17 protein-coding genes are annotated in these 15,582 nt (G+C 57.5%); 9 read left to right on the top strand and 8 right to left on the bottom strand.

Annotated features, from left to right (window positions below):
• Positions 1-16 precede the first annotated feature (16 nt).
• The gene (gene yohP, locus ET34_RS23085) at positions 17-100 is read left to right on the top strand and encodes a small membrane protein YohP (protein ID WP_000698460.1); all 84 of its coding nucleotides are present in this window, start codon (positions 17-19) and stop codon (positions 98-100) included.
• Positions 101-113: 13 nt separating this feature from the next.
• On the opposite strand, the gene ET34_RS0107195 is transcribed toward yohP, so the two are convergent.
• The gene (locus tag ET34_RS0107195; protein ID WP_031520733.1) at positions 114-1,040 is read right to left on the bottom strand and encodes an MBL fold metallo-hydrolase; all 927 of its coding nucleotides are present in this window, start codon (positions 1,038-1,040) and stop codon (positions 114-116) included.
• 75 nt (positions 1,041-1,115) lie between these two features.
• On the opposite strand from ET34_RS0107195, the gene ET34_RS0107190 reads away from it, so the two are divergent.
• Positions 1,116-2,078 carry a LysR family transcriptional regulator gene (locus ET34_RS0107190; protein ID WP_031520731.1) on the top strand — a complete coding sequence of 321 codons (963 nt, stop codon included), beginning with the start codon at positions 1,116-1,118 and terminating at the stop codon, positions 2,076-2,078.
• Here the strand turns inward: ET34_RS0107190 and dusC are convergent.
• On the bottom strand, positions 2,018-2,977 hold the full coding sequence (dusC, locus tag ET34_RS0107185; RefSeq protein WP_031520729.1) for a tRNA dihydrouridine(16) synthase DusC: 960 nt from the start codon (positions 2,975-2,977) through the stop codon (positions 2,018-2,020). The two genes, ET34_RS0107190 and dusC, sit on opposite strands and share 61 nt — an antisense overlap.
• Positions 2,978-3,167: 190 nt before the next feature.
• Here dusC and ET34_RS0107180 point away from each other — a divergent pair, with 190 nt between their 5' ends.
• From ET34_RS0107180 to ET34_RS0107150, 7 genes are all read left to right on the top strand, one after another.
• Positions 3,168-3,569: a CidA/LrgA family protein gene (locus ET34_RS0107180; RefSeq protein ID WP_031520728.1), complete on the top strand. Its 402-nt coding sequence runs from the start codon at positions 3,168-3,170 to the stop codon at positions 3,567-3,569.
• Positions 3,566-4,258: a CidB/LrgB family autolysis modulator gene (locus ET34_RS0107175; RefSeq protein WP_031520726.1), complete on the top strand. Its 693-nt coding sequence runs from the start codon at positions 3,566-3,568 to the stop codon at positions 4,256-4,258. Before ET34_RS0107180 ends, ET34_RS0107175 begins: the two co-directional genes overlap by 4 nt.
• Before the next feature lie 218 nt (positions 4,259-4,476).
• On the top strand, positions 4,477-5,361 hold the full coding sequence (gene cdd, locus ET34_RS0107170) for a cytidine deaminase (protein WP_031520724.1): 885 nt from the start codon (positions 4,477-4,479) through the stop codon (positions 5,359-5,361).
• Between the two features lie 112 nt (positions 5,362-5,473).
• The gene (sanA, locus tag ET34_RS0107165) at positions 5,474-6,187 is read left to right on the top strand and encodes an outer membrane permeability protein SanA (protein ID WP_031520722.1); all 714 of its coding nucleotides are present in this window, start codon (positions 5,474-5,476) and stop codon (positions 6,185-6,187) included.
• 89 nt (positions 6,188-6,276) lie between these two features.
• Positions 6,277-7,392, top strand: a complete 1,116-nt coding sequence (locus ET34_RS0107160; RefSeq protein WP_031520721.1) for an AI-2E family transporter — start codon at positions 6,277-6,279, stop codon at positions 7,390-7,392.
• Between the two features lie 126 nt (positions 7,393-7,518).
• Positions 7,519-7,713 carry a hypothetical protein gene (locus ET34_RS21630; RefSeq protein WP_072001983.1) on the top strand — a complete coding sequence of 65 codons (195 nt, stop codon included), beginning with the start codon at positions 7,519-7,521 and terminating at the stop codon, positions 7,711-7,713.
• 1 nt (position 7,714) lies between these two features.
• Positions 7,715-8,476 (top strand): hypothetical protein, encoded by a 762-nt coding sequence (locus ET34_RS0107150; protein ID WP_031520719.1) that lies wholly within the window; start codon positions 7,715-7,717, stop codon positions 8,474-8,476.
• Between the two features lie 45 nt (positions 8,477-8,521).
• On the opposite strand, the gene mglC is transcribed toward ET34_RS0107150, so the two are convergent.
• The 6 genes from mglC to folE all read right to left on the bottom strand — a co-directional run bounded on the left by mglC (position 8,522) and on the right by folE (position 15,469).
• Entirely contained in the window at positions 8,522-9,532 is a 1,011-nt protein-coding gene (gene mglC / locus ET34_RS0107145) for a galactose/methyl galactoside ABC transporter permease MglC (RefSeq protein WP_031520717.1), read from the bottom strand.
• A gap of 15 nt (positions 9,533-9,547) precedes the next feature.
• A complete protein-coding gene (gene mglA, locus ET34_RS0107140) occupies positions 9,548-11,068 on the bottom strand; it encodes a galactose/methyl galactoside ABC transporter ATP-binding protein MglA (RefSeq protein ID WP_031520715.1) in 1,521 nt (506 codons plus the stop codon).
• A gap of 85 nt (positions 11,069-11,153) precedes the next feature.
• Positions 11,154-12,152: a galactose/glucose ABC transporter substrate-binding protein MglB gene (gene mglB, locus ET34_RS0107135; protein WP_031520713.1), complete on the bottom strand. Its 999-nt coding sequence runs from the start codon at positions 12,150-12,152 to the stop codon at positions 11,154-11,156.
• 294 nt (positions 12,153-12,446) lie between these two features.
• The gene (galS, locus tag ET34_RS0107130; protein WP_031520711.1) at positions 12,447-13,469 is read right to left on the bottom strand and encodes an HTH-type transcriptional regulator GalS; all 1,023 of its coding nucleotides are present in this window, start codon (positions 13,467-13,469) and stop codon (positions 12,447-12,449) included.
• Positions 13,470-13,624: 155 nt separating this feature from the next.
• Positions 13,625-14,782 carry a DUF418 domain-containing protein YeiB gene (yeiB, locus tag ET34_RS0107125; protein ID WP_031520709.1) on the bottom strand — a complete coding sequence of 386 codons (1,158 nt, stop codon included), beginning with the start codon at positions 14,780-14,782 and terminating at the stop codon, positions 13,625-13,627.
• Positions 14,783-14,797: 15 nt separating this feature from the next.
• The gene (folE, locus tag ET34_RS0107120) at positions 14,798-15,469 is read right to left on the bottom strand and encodes a GTP cyclohydrolase I FolE (protein WP_031520707.1); all 672 of its coding nucleotides are present in this window, start codon (positions 15,467-15,469) and stop codon (positions 14,798-14,800) included.
• Between the last annotated feature and the right edge of the window lie 113 nt (positions 15,470-15,582).

Below are 15,582 nucleotides of genomic sequence, written 5' to 3'. Positions count from 1 at the left end.
GAAGAAGGAGTAAGGAATGAAGATTTTACTGTGGGCAATTTTGATTATTTTCCTGATCGGTCTGCTGGTAGTAACCGGCGTGTTCAAAATGATTTTCTGAACACGCCCCTCTGTCAGCGCTGCGTCTGCGGCGCTGGCATCCAGCGATATCCCTGCCCGTTCTTCTCCACTTTCCCGATGCCCGGGAACGCAATATGCGCCGAGGCAATCCAGTCTCCGTCCGCTGCCGCTTTTTCTAAGACCTGCTTACGCGTAGCCACCGCCTGCGTCTGATCGACATCGAAATGGATCGCCACCTCCGGCTGCGGCATCTGTACCGGTTCGGCATGAATAATATCGCCCCACAGCAGCAGCGTTTTACCGCCGTGCGTTACGCGGTAGATGACGCTACCCGGCGTATGGCCCGGTGCGGGAATGGCCTCGATGCCCTCGGCTATCTTCACCGGTGCCGTAAAGGTCTGAAGTTTTCCGGCATTAATCACCGGGCGCAGCGAGCGTTCCGATTCGGCAAAGGTATGACGCTGGCTGGCCTCAACCTGCGAGGCGTGTGCCGGGTCCAGCCAGAAATCGACATCCTTCTGCTCGACACGCACCGTCGCGTTGGGGAAGACCGGTACGCCGTCGTGCTGCAAGCCGCCCGAATGGTCGCCGTGAATATGCGTCAGCAGCACCTGGTCAATGGATTCCGGGGGAATACCGGCGGCGCGCAGGTTATCCGGCAGATGGCCGCCGGCGTTACCCAACAGCGCCCCGGCCCCGGTGTCCACCAGATAGCGCTGGCGACCGGTATCGATGACATAGGTATTAATGGCGGTCTCGGCCTGCGGCGTTTTCCCCACGGCGGCCATTCGGCTGGCCAGCGCTTCAGGCGTGATATGGGTAAGCAGTTTGTCCAGCGGCACCACCACCGAGCCATCAGACACCGCGGTAATGCGCCAGTCGCCGAGCGACATCTGCCATGAGGTGGCAGGCGTCGCGGCCTGAGTGGGTAAGGAGAGCACCGCCCCAACAAGGGCAGCAAGCAACAGGGAAGCTTTCATGGAATACTCCGTTGGCTAAAAAGTTGCTGAAGTATCCACCGCCCGCTACTATCACTCCAATTGATTGGAGAAATAATGACTATCAAAGAGAATGATTTTCGCAAAATCGACCTCAATCTGCTGATCGCCTTTGCGGTGCTGTTTCGCGAGCAGAGCGTGTCGGCAGCGGCGGATAAGCTGCATCTCGGCCAGCCGGCGGTGAGCGGCGCGCTGTCGCGCCTGCGGGATATGTTTGACGATCCGCTGTTTATCCGCAGCGGCCACCGGATGCAGCCCACCGCCCGCGCCGTGGCGCTGCACAGCGAACTGATGCCGCTGCTGGAGCAGCTGCAGTCGGCACTGTTTCAGCAGGCGGAGTTTCATCCTGCGCAGGCGCAGGTCACCGTCACGCTGGGCATGACCGACTGGGTAGAGATGTGGCTGATGCCGGTCCTGATCCCGGCGCTGCGTGCCGTGGCACCCGGCGTGCGCCTGAGCACGGTGGCGAGCGATCCGTTCAGCGATGCCGAGCGGCTGGAGGCCGGAGAGCTGGATATGGCGATAAGCGTTGCCACTGCCGGGCCGCGCTGGCTGGAGCGCGAACCCCTGACCGCGATGTCCTTAACTACACTGTGGCACCCGGCGCTGCTGCCGTTGCGCGGTGCGCCTGACGTGGACACCTTTACGACGTATCCGCATCTGCTGGTGAGCTACCGCGAAGCGAACAGCAGCCAGATTGATACCCTGCTGGCGAAACAGGGACTGGCGCGTCGCGTCAGCTATACCACGCCGCATTTCGCCGCCCTGCCGGGGCTGCTGGCGTCGCTACCGGCGTTCGCCAGCGTGCCCGCCGGGCTGGCGCAGGGATGGGAAAAAACATGGGGGCTGGCGTCAGCACCAGTGCCGCTGGAGGTGCCGCCGTTTACGCTGTCGCTGCTCTGGCACCAGCGCCATAACTCCGACCCGGCGCTGATGTGGCTGCGGGAGTTTATTCGCCGTCAGGTGGCGGAAATGACTGACGCAGCCGACTGCCCGTCGATGACCGCAGCGATAGCCTGAGACGTTTTCAGGGTGCGAATGGTATCGAAGAGATCGCCCGCGTCTGCGTACTCTTTGCGCAGATAGCCCAGCCACTGCTTGATGCGGGCGACGTGATACATCCCGGTGTCGCCCTGCTTCTCCAGCCGGACATACTTTTGCAGCAGCGCCACCACCTGCGGCCACGGCATGCGCGGCTCGTTATATTTGATCACCCGGCTTAAATTCGGCACGTTCAGCGCCCCGCGCCCGATCATCACCGCATCGCAGCCGGTCACCGCCAGACAATCCTGCGCGCTCTGCCAGTCCCAGATTTCGCCGTTGGCGATCACCGGAATGCTCAGCCGCTGGCGGATTTCACCGATAGCCTGCCAGTTAATGCGCTCGGCTTTATAGCCATCCTCTTTGGTGCGGCCATGCACCACCAGCTCGCTGGCCCCCGCCTGCTGCACCGCATCGGCGATCTCAAACTGCCGCGCGCCGCTGTCCCAGCCGAGACGGATTTTAACCGTGACCGGCAGGTGCGACGGCACCGCCTCGCGCATCGCCTTCGCGCCGCGGTAAATCAGATCCGGATCTTTCAGCAGCGTCGCGCCGCCGCCGCTGCCGTTGACCAGCTTCGACGGACAGCCGCAGTTGAGATCGACCCCCCATGAGCCAAGTTCCACCGCACGGGCGGCGTTCTCCGCCAGCCACGCCGGATGCTGACCCAGTAGCTGGATGCGCACCCGGGTGCCGGACGGGGTACGGCTGTGGTGGTGCAGTTCCGGGCAGAGTTTATAGAAGGATTTCGCCGGCAGCAGCGAGTCCACCACCCGTAAAAATTCGGTGATGCAGAGGTCGTAATCGTTAACGTCGGTTAAAATTTCACGCACCAGGGCGTCGAGGACGCCCTCCATCGGTGCCAGCAAAACGCGCATAGTGCTACCCGGAGAAAAATGAGGCGCTATGGTAGCGCCTCCGCCTGACGGGTGCCAGTGGTGCGATAACGCGGGTAATCTGTCTGAGGCCTGCGCCGGAAAAGCTTGTTATGCTCACAGAGTGATGTGATCGGTAGCACAGAATTATTTTTAATTGTATGATGAATGCGAATAACTAAGGGCTATCCCCATGAATAAATGGCTTATCACATGCTGGCACTTCGTGCGCGCGTTTATTGTTCTCTATGCCTGTCTCTATGCCGGCATCGGCATTGCGACGCTGCTTCCCGTGGCGATTCCTGGCAGCATTATCGGGATGCTGATCCTGTTTGTGCTGCTGTCGCTGCAGATTGTGCCGGCGAAGTGGGTGAAGCCGGGCTGCCACGCCCTCATCCGCTATATGGTACTGCTGTTTGTGCCGGTCGGCGTCGGGGTGATGCAGTACACCGACGTGCTGCGCGCCCAGTTCGGCCCGGTGGTTGTCTCCTGCGCCATCAGTACGCTGGTGGTATTCCTGGTGGTCAGCTGGAGTTCGCATCTGCTGCACGGCGAACGCCCGATCGTTGGTCAGCGCGAGCGTAAACAAAAATGAGCGAAATCTGGTGGTCGTTGCCGTTATCCCTGATCGTCTTTTTTGCTGCACGCAGGCTGGCGGCGTGGGTGAAAATGCCGCTGCTTAATCCGCTGCTGGTATCGATGGCCGTGATTATTCCGCTGCTGCTGGTCACCGGCGTCTCCTATGAACGGTACTTTGCCGGCAGCAAAATCCTTAACGACCTGCTGCAGCCCGCGGTAGTGGCGCTGGCCTTCCCGCTGTATGAACAGCTGCACCAGATCCGCGCGCGCTGGAAATCCATTATTCTGGTCTGCTTTATTGGCAGCGTGGTGGCGATGTTCACCGGCACCTCGGTGGCCCTGTGGATGGGCGCGTCGCCGGAGATCGCCGCCTCGGTCCTGCCTAAGTCCGTCACCACGCCGATTGCGATGGCGGTGGGCGGCAGCATCGGCGGTATTCCGGCTATCAGCGCGGTATGCGTGATTTTTGTCGGCATTCTCGGCGCGGTGTTTGGTCACACGCTGCTCAACGCGATGCGCATCCGCACGAAAGCCTCGCGCGGCCTGGCGATGGGCACTGCGTCCCACGCCCTCGGCACCGCCCGCTGTGCGGAACTCGATTATCAGGAAGGGGCGTTCAGCTCGCTGGCGCTGGTGATGTGCGGGATTATTACCTCCCTGCTGGCCCCGTTTATCTTCCCGCTCATTCTGCTGCTCTGGGGCTAAAGCGCTCCGCTCCCGTCATCTGTCCGTCACCGCTTTAGTGCAGGCTAAAGCGGTTTTGCCCCTCTCATGCCCCAAAAACTTGCGATGCGTCGCGCAATTTTGTTTTTAATTTCATTTATTACATTTTCAGCGCGACACAGATCACATATAAAGGGCAACCGGGCCCGTAAACTACGATCCCGATTTTGATGGTTCTATTTTTGCTAAGAGGCGTAGCCATGCACTCACGTTTTCACTCATCGTTTGAACAGCTGACGGCAGATCTGCAATCCGCGCTTGCTCTCCTGCTCGACCATGATCATTTCCCGGCAATGTTTACCGCCGACCAGGCAACCGGGCTGAAGAAACGAAGTGGCCTCGATGATGACGCGCTGGCCTTCGCCCTGCTACCGCTGGCTGCTGCCTGTGCACGCACCGGGATTTCGCATTTTAACGTCGGCGCGGTAGCGCGCGGCGTCAGCGGCAATCTCTACTTCGGCGGTAACATGGAATTCCCGGGCACCACCATGCAGCAGACGGTCCACGCCGAGCAGAGCGCCATCAGCCACGCCTGGATGCGCGGTGAGACGCAGCTGGCAGCGCTCACCGTCAACTACACGCCGTGCGGGCACTGCCGCCAGTTTATGAACGAGCTGAACAGCGGCCTGACCCTGCGCATCAACCTGCCGGGCCGCACCAGCGCCACGCTGGGTGACTACCTGCCAGATGCGTTCGGCCCGCGCGATCTGGAGATCGTCCACCTGCTGATGGACCCGCAGTCCCACGGTCTGCACGCCGAAGGCGACGCGCTGAGCCAGGCCGCACTGGCTGCTGCCAACCGCAGCCACGCGCCCTACAGTAACTCGCCATCCGGCATCGCCATTGAGATGCAGGACGGCACGGTGTTCACCGGCAGCTACGCGGAAAACGCCGCATTCAACCCGACGCTGCCGCCGCTGCAATGCGCTCTTAACGTGCTGAGCCTGAGCGGCTACGACTATGCTGACATCACCCGCGCGGTGCTGGCGGAGAAAGCCGACGCGACGCTGATGCAGTGGGACGCCACCGTGGCAACGCTGAAATCCGTGGGCTGCGAGCGCGTCGAACGTCTGACAATCGCCTGATACCGGTGTGCGATGCGGTGAAATTTAGCGCAACCGCATCGCCACCGGTTGCCGAAACCCCGCGCTTACAGTAGCCTTGGGGTGAAATTTCATCCGCATTTGAGTCACTTCCATGTTTAAGCGTGCGTTATACAGCCTGTTAGTCATCATCGGCTTACTGCTGTTATCGGCGCTTGTTCTCGATCGCTGGATCAGCTGGAAAACCTCCCCCTGGGTCTATGATGAGCTGCAGGATCTGCCCTATCGCCAGGTCGGCGTGGTGCTCGGCACCGCCAAGTATTACCGCACCGGCGTTATCAATCAGTACTACCGCTACCGCATTCAGGGCGCAATTAATGCCTATAACAGCGGCAAGGTGAACTACCTGCTGCTGAGCGGCGATAACGCCCAGCAAAGCTATAACGAGCCGATGACGATGCGTAAGGATTTGATTGCCGCCGGCGTCGATCCTGCGGATATCGTGCTGGATTACGCCGGTTTCCGCACGCTGGATTCTATCGTCCGCACCCGCAAAGTGTTCGACACCAACGACTTCATCATCATTACCCAGCGCTTTCACTGCGAGCGTGCGCTGTTCATTGCGCTGCACATGGGTATTCAGGCCCAGTGTTACGCCGTGCCGTCACCGAAAGACATGCTGACGGTGCGGGTGCGCGAATTTGGCGCCCGGCTTGGGGCGCTGGCCGACCTTTATCTCTTCAAACGTGAACCGCGTTTCCTCGGACCGCTGGTGCCCATTCCGGCAGCGCATGAAGTGCCGGAAGATGCTCAGGGCTATCCGGCCGTCACCCCGGAACAACTGCTAGAACTGCAAAACAGTAAATAACCGCCCGTTTGTTGCCGGCTGTGGGATTGCGCCCAAACCACGCTTATGGGCCATACTCTGTGCAACATGTCGAAAAATAAGGAAGTCACATGCTTACAGGACGAACCTCAAAAATCCTTTTTGGGTTGATTCTCGCGCTGGTTACGCTGGCGTTTTTTAATATTTTACGCCCCTACAGCTCCCCGGTGCTGTGGGCCGCGATTCTGGCCGTCATCTTCTACAGAACGAAAATCTGGCTCAGCCGCACCACCGGCGGCAGAAACGGCCTCGCCTCGCTGCTCACGCTGCTGCTGATCTGCCTGATCGTGTTTACTCCACTGGTGATGATCACCTCGTCGCTGGCGAGTGAGTTCAACACCGTCTATCGCTCAATGCAGGGCGATAACGCCACCATGACTTCGCTGTTCAATGACGTCGTCAGTTATCTGCCGGACTGGGCGCGCCGCATCATGGCCGACTATCAGGTGGATAACCTGCCCGCCATCCGCACCAGGCTGTCGGATATGGCGCTGCAGGGCAGCCAGTACGCTGCCGGTAGCGTGATGCTCATTGGCCGCAACACCTTCAGCGTCGCTATCGGCTTCGGCGTGATGCTCTATCTGCTGTTCTTCTTCCTGAAAGACGGCGCGCGGCTGGTAGAGTTGATCTTCAAAGCCATTCCGCTGGATAACCACATGAAGTACCGCCTGTTTGCCCGTTTTGCCGCGGTCGCCAGGGCAACGGTAAAAGGCACCATTGTGGTCGCCGTGGTGCAGGGTATTCTCGGTGGGGTCGCGTTCTGGTTTGCCGGTATCGAAGCCAGCCTGCTGTGGGGCGCGCTGATGGCGTTCCTGTCGCTGATCCCGGCGGTAGGCACCGCGCTTATCTGGATCCCTGCGGCCATCTATCTGTTCGCTACCGGTATGGTGGTGAAAGGCGTCCTGCTGACGCTGTGGTTTGTGGTGGTGGTCGGTCTGTCAGACAACCTGCTGCGTCCGTTGCTGGTGGGGAAAGACATTCGCATGCCGGACTGGCTGATCCTGATTGCCACACTCGGCGGGCTTAGCATCTACGGCATCAACGGCTTTGTGATCGGGCCGCTGATCGCTGCGCTGTTCGTGACCTGCTGGAACTACTTCTATCAGGCCGACAGTGAAAAACGTCGTATCACCGGCGACGACGAGCTGACGCCCGGCCATACTGCCCCGGACACGTCCAAAGAGTAACCCGCCTCTGGCGACGCGTCTTTCGCTGCGCGTCGCCCTATTTCCCAGGAATGTTCTATAACCCACAGACTTTATCCGTAAACCCGGTCTGACCTCCTATACTTTCTGCCGAGGAGGTTTTTACCTATGAGATTATTTCGTTCACTTTTTACCAGTCCCGAAAAACTGGTTCAGGTTCTGAGCCGGGAAGATGTCCAGGATGCTATCGATGATGGCGCGCGGATTGTCATTGATGAAGATGGCAATGCGCGGGTCAATATCCACTGTAAGGCGGTTAAAGAAGATTTTGCCCGTCACGTTGAATCGCTGAAGAGGGCTTAACGTGGGTACGGCAATCTTTATGGTATTAATGGTCTGCGGCTACTGGTACACCAGTACCGATCTCTCGACCCGCTTCAAATTCAAACGCACCTCAGGCTGGGATGTCTATTTCCTGGTGGCGCTCTACGGCTGTATCTTCGTCCTGCAGGGCATTCTTGCTACCGCCCTGCTGTGGATCCTGCTCCTGCTTGCCTCGCTCGGTATGAACGCCCTGCCGGGAATGTTCGGCCCGGAAACGCATAATTACCACGTCGATTTTATGACCTGGAGCTTCCTGGGTATTCAGGCACCGGTGGTGATCATGCTGTCGTTTGCGGTGCTGTTCTGCCTCTATCGCTCCAACTGGGCAGGCAGCGCCCGCCTCGACAGCCTGGGCCGACGCAAGCTGTATAAGCAGCTGTCGCGCACCAACGGTTTTGAAGGGCTGCTGTACCAGTGCATGGAGACAGGTCAGCTGGCGTGGGTCACGCTCAAATCCCAACGGGTGTATATCGGTATGGTGCACCGGGCAACGTTCGACAGCTTCGATACTAACAACCTGGTGCTGGTCCCGATGCTCAGCGGCTATCGCGATCGCCATAAGGGCAGCTTTGTGGTGGAGAACAACTACAGTGCCTGGTATGCCAGCCACGACATCGACCTCACGTCTGAGCCACAGTCGGCGCTGGATTTTCGCAAGGTGGTGCTGTTGAGCGAAGTGGAGAGCGTCTCGCTGTTCGACCCGGCACACACGCTGGCGCTGGGAATGCAGAACGCGGAATAAAAAAAAGCCCCCGCAAGCGGGGGCAGGACGATAACCACGTATTTGTTATTTTTTACGCGCGTACTTCAGTGAATCCAGGGCGACGGCGAAGATAATGATTGCGCCCTTGATGATGTACTGCCAGTAAGGGTTGATGCCGATATAGGTAAGGCCATAGTTGATCACGGTGAAGATGATCACCCCGGTCACCACGCCAAACACAGTGCCCACACCGCCGCTGAACGATACGCCACCCACCACGCAGGCGGCAATGGCGTCCAGCTCATACATAAAGCCGAGGTTGTTGGTGGCAGAGCCGATACGGCCCGCTTCCAGCAGCCCGCCGAAGGCATAGAACACGCCTGACAGGGCATAGATCATCAGCAGGTTCAGCGCGACGTTTACGCCTGACACTTTCGCCGCTTCCGGGTTACCACCGATGGCGAAGATGTTCTTACCGAAGCGGGTTTTGTTCCACAGCACCCAGACGAACGCCACCGCAATCAGGGCGTAGAAGGTGATGTAGGAGAGGCGGAAGCTGCCCATGGCGATAAATCCCTGGGTGAAGGTCGAGAATCCACTGTCGAAGCCCGAAATCGGCGATGCGCCCACGAAGTCGTAGTACAGGGAGTTGATACCGTAAACGATAATCATGGTGCCGAGGGTGGTAATAAACGGCGTCACGTTCAGATAGGCAATGATAATGCCGTTAATCAGACCGATAATGGCACCAATGGCGCAGACGATCAGGATCACCAGCGCAATCGGCATGGTTGCCATCTCCGGGAACACCTTGTTGGCGTTCTCCATCGACTGTAGCAGCGTTGCCGCTACCACCGCCGCCAGACCCACCTGGCGACCGGCTGACAGGTCAGTACCCTGGGTCACGATAAGCCCGGCCACGCCGAGGGCGATAATAATACGCACCGACGACTGGGTCAGAATGTTACTCAGGTTGAGCAGACTTAAGAATGTGGGATCCTGGAAAATAATAATGGCTAATAACACTAAAAGGACGACGTAAATACCGCCTTCTTTCAGATAAGTAAGAAAACTTTTCTTATTTAACGCACTCATGAGGAGCCCCTGATCTTAAAGGTGCAAAGACGCAAGACGCAGTATTTCGTTTTGCGTTGTCGTTTTGGTGTCAACAATTCCGGAGACGAGGCCATTGCTCATAACCAGAATACGGTCTGTGATGCCTAACAGCTCCGGCATTTCGGAGGAGATAATAATGATCCCCTTCCCTTTCTTCGCCAGTTCGGCAATCAGCTGATAAATTTCAAACTTCGCGCCGACGTCAATACCGCGGGTCGGTTCATCAAGCATCAGTATTTCCGGCTGGGTTAACAGCCAGCGACCAATAATCACCTTCTGCTGGTTACCCCCGGACAAGGAACCGATCTGGGTATGATGCCCCGGCGTTTTTACGCGCATAGAGTCGATTACCCACTGGGTATCGCTTTTCATGCGTGAAGTATCAAGCAGGCCGATTTTGCTTTTATAGTTACGAATATTGGAAATTAACGAGTTAAAACCAATATCGAGATAGGCATAGATCCCGGTCGAACGGCGTTCTTCGGTTACCAACGCGAAGCCATGATTAATCGCTTCGTTGGCGGTGTGGTTATTAATTTTCTTACCGTGCAGGGAAATAGTGCCGCCGGACTTCTCGCGAATACCGAACAGCGTTTCCACAATATCGGTACGCTTCGCCCCAACCAGCCCGGCGATGCCAAGAATTTCACCTTTATGCAGGTCGAAAGAGACATCACGAATTGACGGCTGGCGCAGCGAAGTCAGGTTGCGCACCTCAAGGATCACTTCACCCGGCTGGTTCTCTTTATCCGGGAAGCGCTGGTTGAGCGAGCGGCCGACCATCATGGCGATGATCTTATCCATGTCCAGCCCTTCCAGCGGCTGGGTGGCGATCCACTGACCGTCGCGCAGAATGGTAATTTCATCGCACAGCTGGAATATCTCTTCCATCTTATGAGAGATATAAACAATACCGCAGCCACGCTCTTTCAGCTTACGAATAATAGAGAACAGGTGGTTAACTTCTTTTTCCGTCAGCGACGAGGTGGGCTCGTCCATAATGACGATTTTGGCATCGTAGGAAAACGCTTTGGCGATTTCGATCATCTGCATCTGCGATACGGAAAGCGTACCCACGCGCGCGCGCGGATCGATATCAATATCCAGCTCGTCAAAGATCGCTTTGGTATCGCGGTACATTTTGTCCTGATCGACAAATACGCCTTTGGTGGGGTAACGCCCCAGCCACATGTTATCCATAACCGAACGCTGTAATACCAGGTTCAGTTCCTGATGCACCATCGAAATACCGTTTTCCAGCGCCTCTTTGGCCGACTGGAAATCAATCTCTTGTCCCTGAAAAAGAATACTGCCGGAATCTTTTTTATAGATCCCGAAAAGGCATTTGAGCAATGTGGATTTGCCCGCCCCATTCTCGCCCATCAGCGCGTGAATAGAGTGCGGACGCACCTTAAGGTTCACATTATCGAGTGCCTTAACGCCGGGGAATGTCTTGTTGATACCGCTCATTTCCAACAAGTATTCGCCTGCCGATTGCGTATTATTGCTGACCATAGTTAACCCTGACGGCGTATATAATGTTTACGCGTAAGCGTCTAAAAGGGCGCACAACGTGCGCCCAGGAATATCGTGCTGACTTTTATTTATTGCTGAACTGCGCGAGGTTTTCTTTATCAACCCCAACGTACGGGATACGCACGACTTTATTTTCGATTTTCCAGTTGGTACCGGCTGCGGCTTCTTTACCGTCGGCCAGGTTTTTCGCCAGATCGAAGGTCGCTTTCGCCTGGTTGTTCGCATCGTTCAGCACGGTACCGGCCAGCGCACCGGATTTCACCAGCGCCAGCGCTTCTGGCAGGGCATCAACACCGAATACCGGAATGCTGGATTTATTGTGTGCTTTCAGCGCTTCCACGGCACCCATTGCCATCGCATCGTTGTTGGCGATCACGACTTCAATTTTGTTGGCGTTCGGGCCAGAGAGCCACGCGTCCATTTTGTCTTTAGCCATAGCGGTATCCCACATGGCGGTATCCATCTGCAGCTGCTGGGTTTTCAGGCCTTTGTCGTTCAGCTCTTTGATCACGTAAGTGGTACGTGCTTCAGCATCCGGGTGGCCCGGCTCGCCTTTCAGCAGGACGAACTGGATCTGACCGTCTTTGTTCAGATCCCAGCCCTGGTTTGCTGCCCAGTGCTTGGCAATCAGGTCGCCCTGAATAATGCCGGATTCTTTGGAGTCGGTACCGACGTAAAACGCTTTGTCATAGCTGTCGAGCGCTTTGCGGGCCGGCTCTTTGTTGAAGAAGACGATCGGCACATTCTGGCCGCGCGCTTTCTCGATAACGGTCCCTGCAGCAGCCGGGTCTACCAGGTTAATCGCCAGGGATTTAACCCCTTTTGCCAGCAGTACGTCGATCTGGTCGTTCTGTTTGGACTGGTCGTTCTGCGAGTCGTTCATCAGCAGCTGAACATCCGGGGAGGCTTTGGCTTCCTTCTCGACGGCCTTGCGCACAACGGACATAAAGTTGTCGTCATACTTATAGATGGTCACACCGATGCGGGTATCAGCAGCATTGGCAGCCGCCCCAAACAGCATACAAGACATCACGGCGGACAGGGTTAACACCTTCTTATTCATGGTATCTCCGGTTTTATGCAGGGTAGTTCGAGTGTATAACTGGCGGCAGGACAGCAATGTTAATGAGACGTTACTGAATGCCGAAGTTCACTGACTAAAGTTTTTTCTTCCGTGTTCGGTAACGCTCCAGAACTGCGTTTTTTTAGATGTTTTAGAGGTAATGACTATGGTTAAAACGATTAATCACCGTTACATAGCGTTTCAGCCCTGAAAACGCTGTCACTATAGACACCGCCTTGTTAATAATCTGTGAATTTACTCACAGATTGAAAACGGTTACATCACGTCAGATAATCAGTTAGTGATCGGCGCCACACTTTGTTTCGAGGCCACAGAATGGCGTCTTACTACCGTCGGCATAAAGCAATGCGTCGCCTCGCGATCCAGCATTCCCGCCGCCCCCTGCAGGGCCAGCTCGGTAGCCAGACGCGCCATCGACACCACCGGATAACGCACTGTCGTGAGCTGCGGATCGGTGTACCGGGCAATGGGAATATCATCGAAACCAATGAGTGAAAGCTGCTGCGGCACGGCGATGCCGTTGTCTTTGAGGGTGGTCAGCGCCCCGGCGGCCATACTGTCGTTGTAGGCGAATACCGCGCTGAGCTGTAAATTGCGGCCGAGCAGTTCCACCATCGCGGCCTCGCCGCCCTGCATATCCGGCGATCCGGTGCCAATCCAGCTGTCGGAAGGGGTAATGCCCTGCTCCGCCAGCGCGCGCAGCCAGCCTTCGCGCCGCTGGGCGTCATCTTCAATACTGTGGCTGGACGCCAGATAGCCAACCCGCTGGTGGCCCTGCGCCAGCAGTAAACGCGTTGCCATCATCGCCCCGGCAATGTTGTCCAGCCCGACGCAGCGGTGTTCGTACCCCGGCACGATGCGGTTGATCAGCACCATCCCCGGCATGTGCTCCATAAAGGCCGCCAGCTCGTCATCTCCCAACGCTTTGGAGTGCACGATCAGCGCACTGCAGCGCTGGCGGATAAGCACCTCAATCGCATGCCGCTCCTTCTCCGCTTCGTGATAGCTGTTGCCGATCAGCACGTACTTGTTGTGCTGCTGCGCCACCATATCCACCGCTTTCACCAGCGCACCGAAGAAGGCGTCGGACACGTCCATCACCACCACGCCAATGGTATCGCTGACCTGCGTCGCCAGCGCCTGCGCGTTCGCGTTGGGTCGATAGCCAAGCTGGGAAACCGCCTGCATCACGGCGTCGCGGGTATCCGGGCTGACCAGCGCGCTGTTGTTCAGCACGCGGGAAACGGTCGCGACGGAGACGCCCGCCTGACGGGCAACATCACGAATGGTGATCATAGACATCACCTTTTTGAATTGAGCAGCAACGCACAGGCACCTCCCTGTTCAGGACGAGGCGCTATTCTGGCAGCGTGCAGGCGGACGCTGCGTGAGGGAAATCACATGCTTGAAAACGGTTACATCCGTTTTGTTAATGATTGTGATCTTGATCGTTATCTGGATGTATCAGTTACAGCACTGCCGCAGGTAAGACGCGTCAGCTGGCGCCAGGCCCACTCTACCGGCCCCTGGCGGAAATAGCGCAGCCACACTACAGAGAGCAGCAGGTTAACGGCCCACACCGCCGGCACGAAGGCCAGCAGCGACAGACGGTCGAATTTCATAAACAGATCGAATCGATAGAACAGCGTGGTACAGATGAGGGTTTGCAGCAGGTAATTGGTAAGCGCCATGCGGCCCACGCAGGCCACGGCGCTGGTCAGGCGAAAGCGTGCCAGCTGCGGCCAGAAGCCAAACGCCAGCGCGGCATAGCCGATGGTCTGAAACGGCGCGCTCAGCTCGCGCGGCGTCTGCAGCAGGAAGCCGCACCAGCGGAAATCCCAGCCGAGCTGCCACTGGGCCACGATTGCCGGCAGGTTAATGGCCATGCCGAGGGGGATCAGGATAGCGGCGCAGCGCCGGTAGTGGCTGAGGCTGAACTGACCGCGCAGCCAGCCGCTACGCATCAGCGCCGCCCCCATCAGCATCATGCCGGCAAGCTGCCAGCCGTACTGCGCGCCCAGCGCCAGCAGATTGTTCGCCAGCAGATCGAGGCGGTTATCGATAGCCTCTGCCCCGCCGTTGAGCTTCCACAGCTGCTCATACTGCAGATTCGCCAGATCCGGCACCCAGGAGCGGCTGGTCTGGTTGCCGGAAATGAGGCCCAGCAGCAGCAGCACAAACACGCCCGCCAGATAGAGCACCACGCCCATGTTAAACAGCGATTTGCCGCTGGGAGCGTCACGGATCATGCGCCAGATCACCAGCCCAATCAGCCCGTAAGCCAGCAAAATATCGCCATCCCACAGCAGAATGGCGTGGGCGAACCCGAGCAGCAGCAGCAGGGAGAGGCGCGACTGGATCCAGCGCTTACCGCGCGCCAGCAGTATCTGCAGGCCCGCGCCAAACAGCAGGGCAAACAGGGTGAGGAATTTTACCTGCGCAAACAGGTCGAGGATCGCCCAGGTCCAGGCATCGCGGGAGGTGATGTCGCCATACCAGGCGGGATTAAGATACGCCGCCTTAGGCAGACCAAAGGCGACGATATTGAGCAACAGGATACCCAGGATGGCAACGCCACGAACGAAATCCAGCGTGACATTTCTCTCCATGCGTATCCCGCCCTGTTAGTTGCTGTGGTGACGTACCGCGCGCAGGAATTCCTGACGGGTGTTCTGGCTGGACTTGAACAGTCCGCCCAGCGAGGTGGTGGTGGTGGCACTGGTGGCATCGCGCACGCCGCGCGCTTTCACACAGTAGTGCACCGCATCCATCGACACGGCGACATTGTTGGTGCCAAGCAGCGTCTGCAGGGCAATCAGCACCTGCTGGGTCAGACGCTCCTGCACCTGCGGGCGCTGCGCGAAGAACTGCACGATGCGGTTGATCTTCGACAGGCCGATAACGCCGTCTTTAGGAATATAGGCGACGGTCGCTTTGCCGTCGATGGTCACGAAATGGTGTTCGCAGGTGCTGGTAAAGGTAATGTCGCGCACCGTGACCATCTCATCGACCTTCATTTTGTTTTCAATGATGGTGATTTTCGGGAAGTTAGCGTAGTCCAGACCAGAGAAAATCTCATTCACGTACATTTTGGCGATACGGTGCGGGGTTTCCGCGAGGCTGTCATCGCTCAAATCCAGGTTCAGCAGCTTCATGATCTCGGTCATATGACCGGCGATCAGGCTCCGGCGCGTCTCGTTGTCCAGTTCATGAACGGGCGGACGAAGCGGGGTTTCAAGACCGCGGGACACTAACGCCTCATGAACCAGGGCGGCTTCTTTACTGAGTGATGACATGATTTTTTCTCCGGCAGGTGGGGCTAACCTCTGCCCTGCATGGGACAGAGTGTTGCCACATTGTGCGCGAGCGCGTTTTCAGAATCCAGCTATTCATGGTGATAATTATTGAA

The sequence above is a fragment of the Siccibacter colletis genome (assembly GCF_000696575.1).
Lineage (GTDB): Bacteria > Pseudomonadota > Gammaproteobacteria > Enterobacterales > Enterobacteriaceae > Siccibacter > Siccibacter colletis.
The sequence above is the reverse complement of the archived record's forward strand: the minus strand, read 5'-3'. Positions and strand labels throughout refer to the sequence as shown.

Bases quoted from the DNA above. Each gene is read 5' to 3' on its own strand.
- ET34_RS0107190 (WP_031520731.1), top strand. From the start codon at position 1,116: ATGACTATCAAAGAGAATGATTTTCGCAAAATCGACCTCAATCTGCTG.
- ET34_RS0107175 (WP_031520726.1), top strand. From the start codon at position 3,566: ATGAGCGAAATCTGGTGGTCGTTGCCGTTATCCCTGATCGTCTTTTTT.
- yohP (WP_000698460.1), top strand. From the start codon at position 17: ATGAAGATTTTACTGTGGGCAATTTTGATTATTTTCCTGATCGGTCTG.
- ET34_RS21630 (WP_072001983.1), top strand. From the start codon at position 7,519: ATGAGATTATTTCGTTCACTTTTTACCAGTCCCGAAAAACTGGTTCAG.
- mglC (WP_031520717.1), bottom strand. From the start codon at position 9,532: ATGAGTGCGTTAAATAAGAAAAGTTTTCTTACTTATCTGAAAGAAGGC.
- dusC (WP_031520729.1), bottom strand. From the start codon at position 2,977: ATGCGCGTTTTGCTGGCACCGATGGAGGGCGTCCTCGACGCCCTGGTG.
- ET34_RS0107180 (WP_031520728.1), top strand. From the start codon at position 3,168: ATGAATAAATGGCTTATCACATGCTGGCACTTCGTGCGCGCGTTTATT.
- folE (WP_031520707.1), bottom strand. From the start codon at position 15,469: ATGTCATCACTCAGTAAAGAAGCCGCCCTGGTTCATGAGGCGTTAGTG.
- galS (WP_031520711.1), bottom strand. From the start codon at position 13,469: ATGATCACCATTCGTGATGTTGCCCGTCAGGCGGGCGTCTCCGTCGCG.
- mglA (WP_031520715.1), bottom strand. From the start codon at position 11,068: ATGGTCAGCAATAATACGCAATCGGCAGGCGAATACTTGTTGGAAATG.
- mglB (WP_031520713.1), bottom strand. From the start codon at position 12,152: ATGAATAAGAAGGTGTTAACCCTGTCCGCCGTGATGTCTTGTATGCTG.
- ET34_RS0107160 (WP_031520721.1), top strand. From the start codon at position 6,277: ATGCTTACAGGACGAACCTCAAAAATCCTTTTTGGGTTGATTCTCGCG.
- sanA (WP_031520722.1), top strand. From the start codon at position 5,474: ATGTTTAAGCGTGCGTTATACAGCCTGTTAGTCATCATCGGCTTACTG.
- ET34_RS0107195 (WP_031520733.1), bottom strand. From the start codon at position 1,040: ATGAAAGCTTCCCTGTTGCTTGCTGCCCTTGTTGGGGCGGTGCTCTCC.
- yeiB (WP_031520709.1), bottom strand. From the start codon at position 14,782: ATGGAGAGAAATGTCACGCTGGATTTCGTTCGTGGCGTTGCCATCCTG.
- cdd (WP_031520724.1), top strand. From the start codon at position 4,477: ATGCACTCACGTTTTCACTCATCGTTTGAACAGCTGACGGCAGATCTG.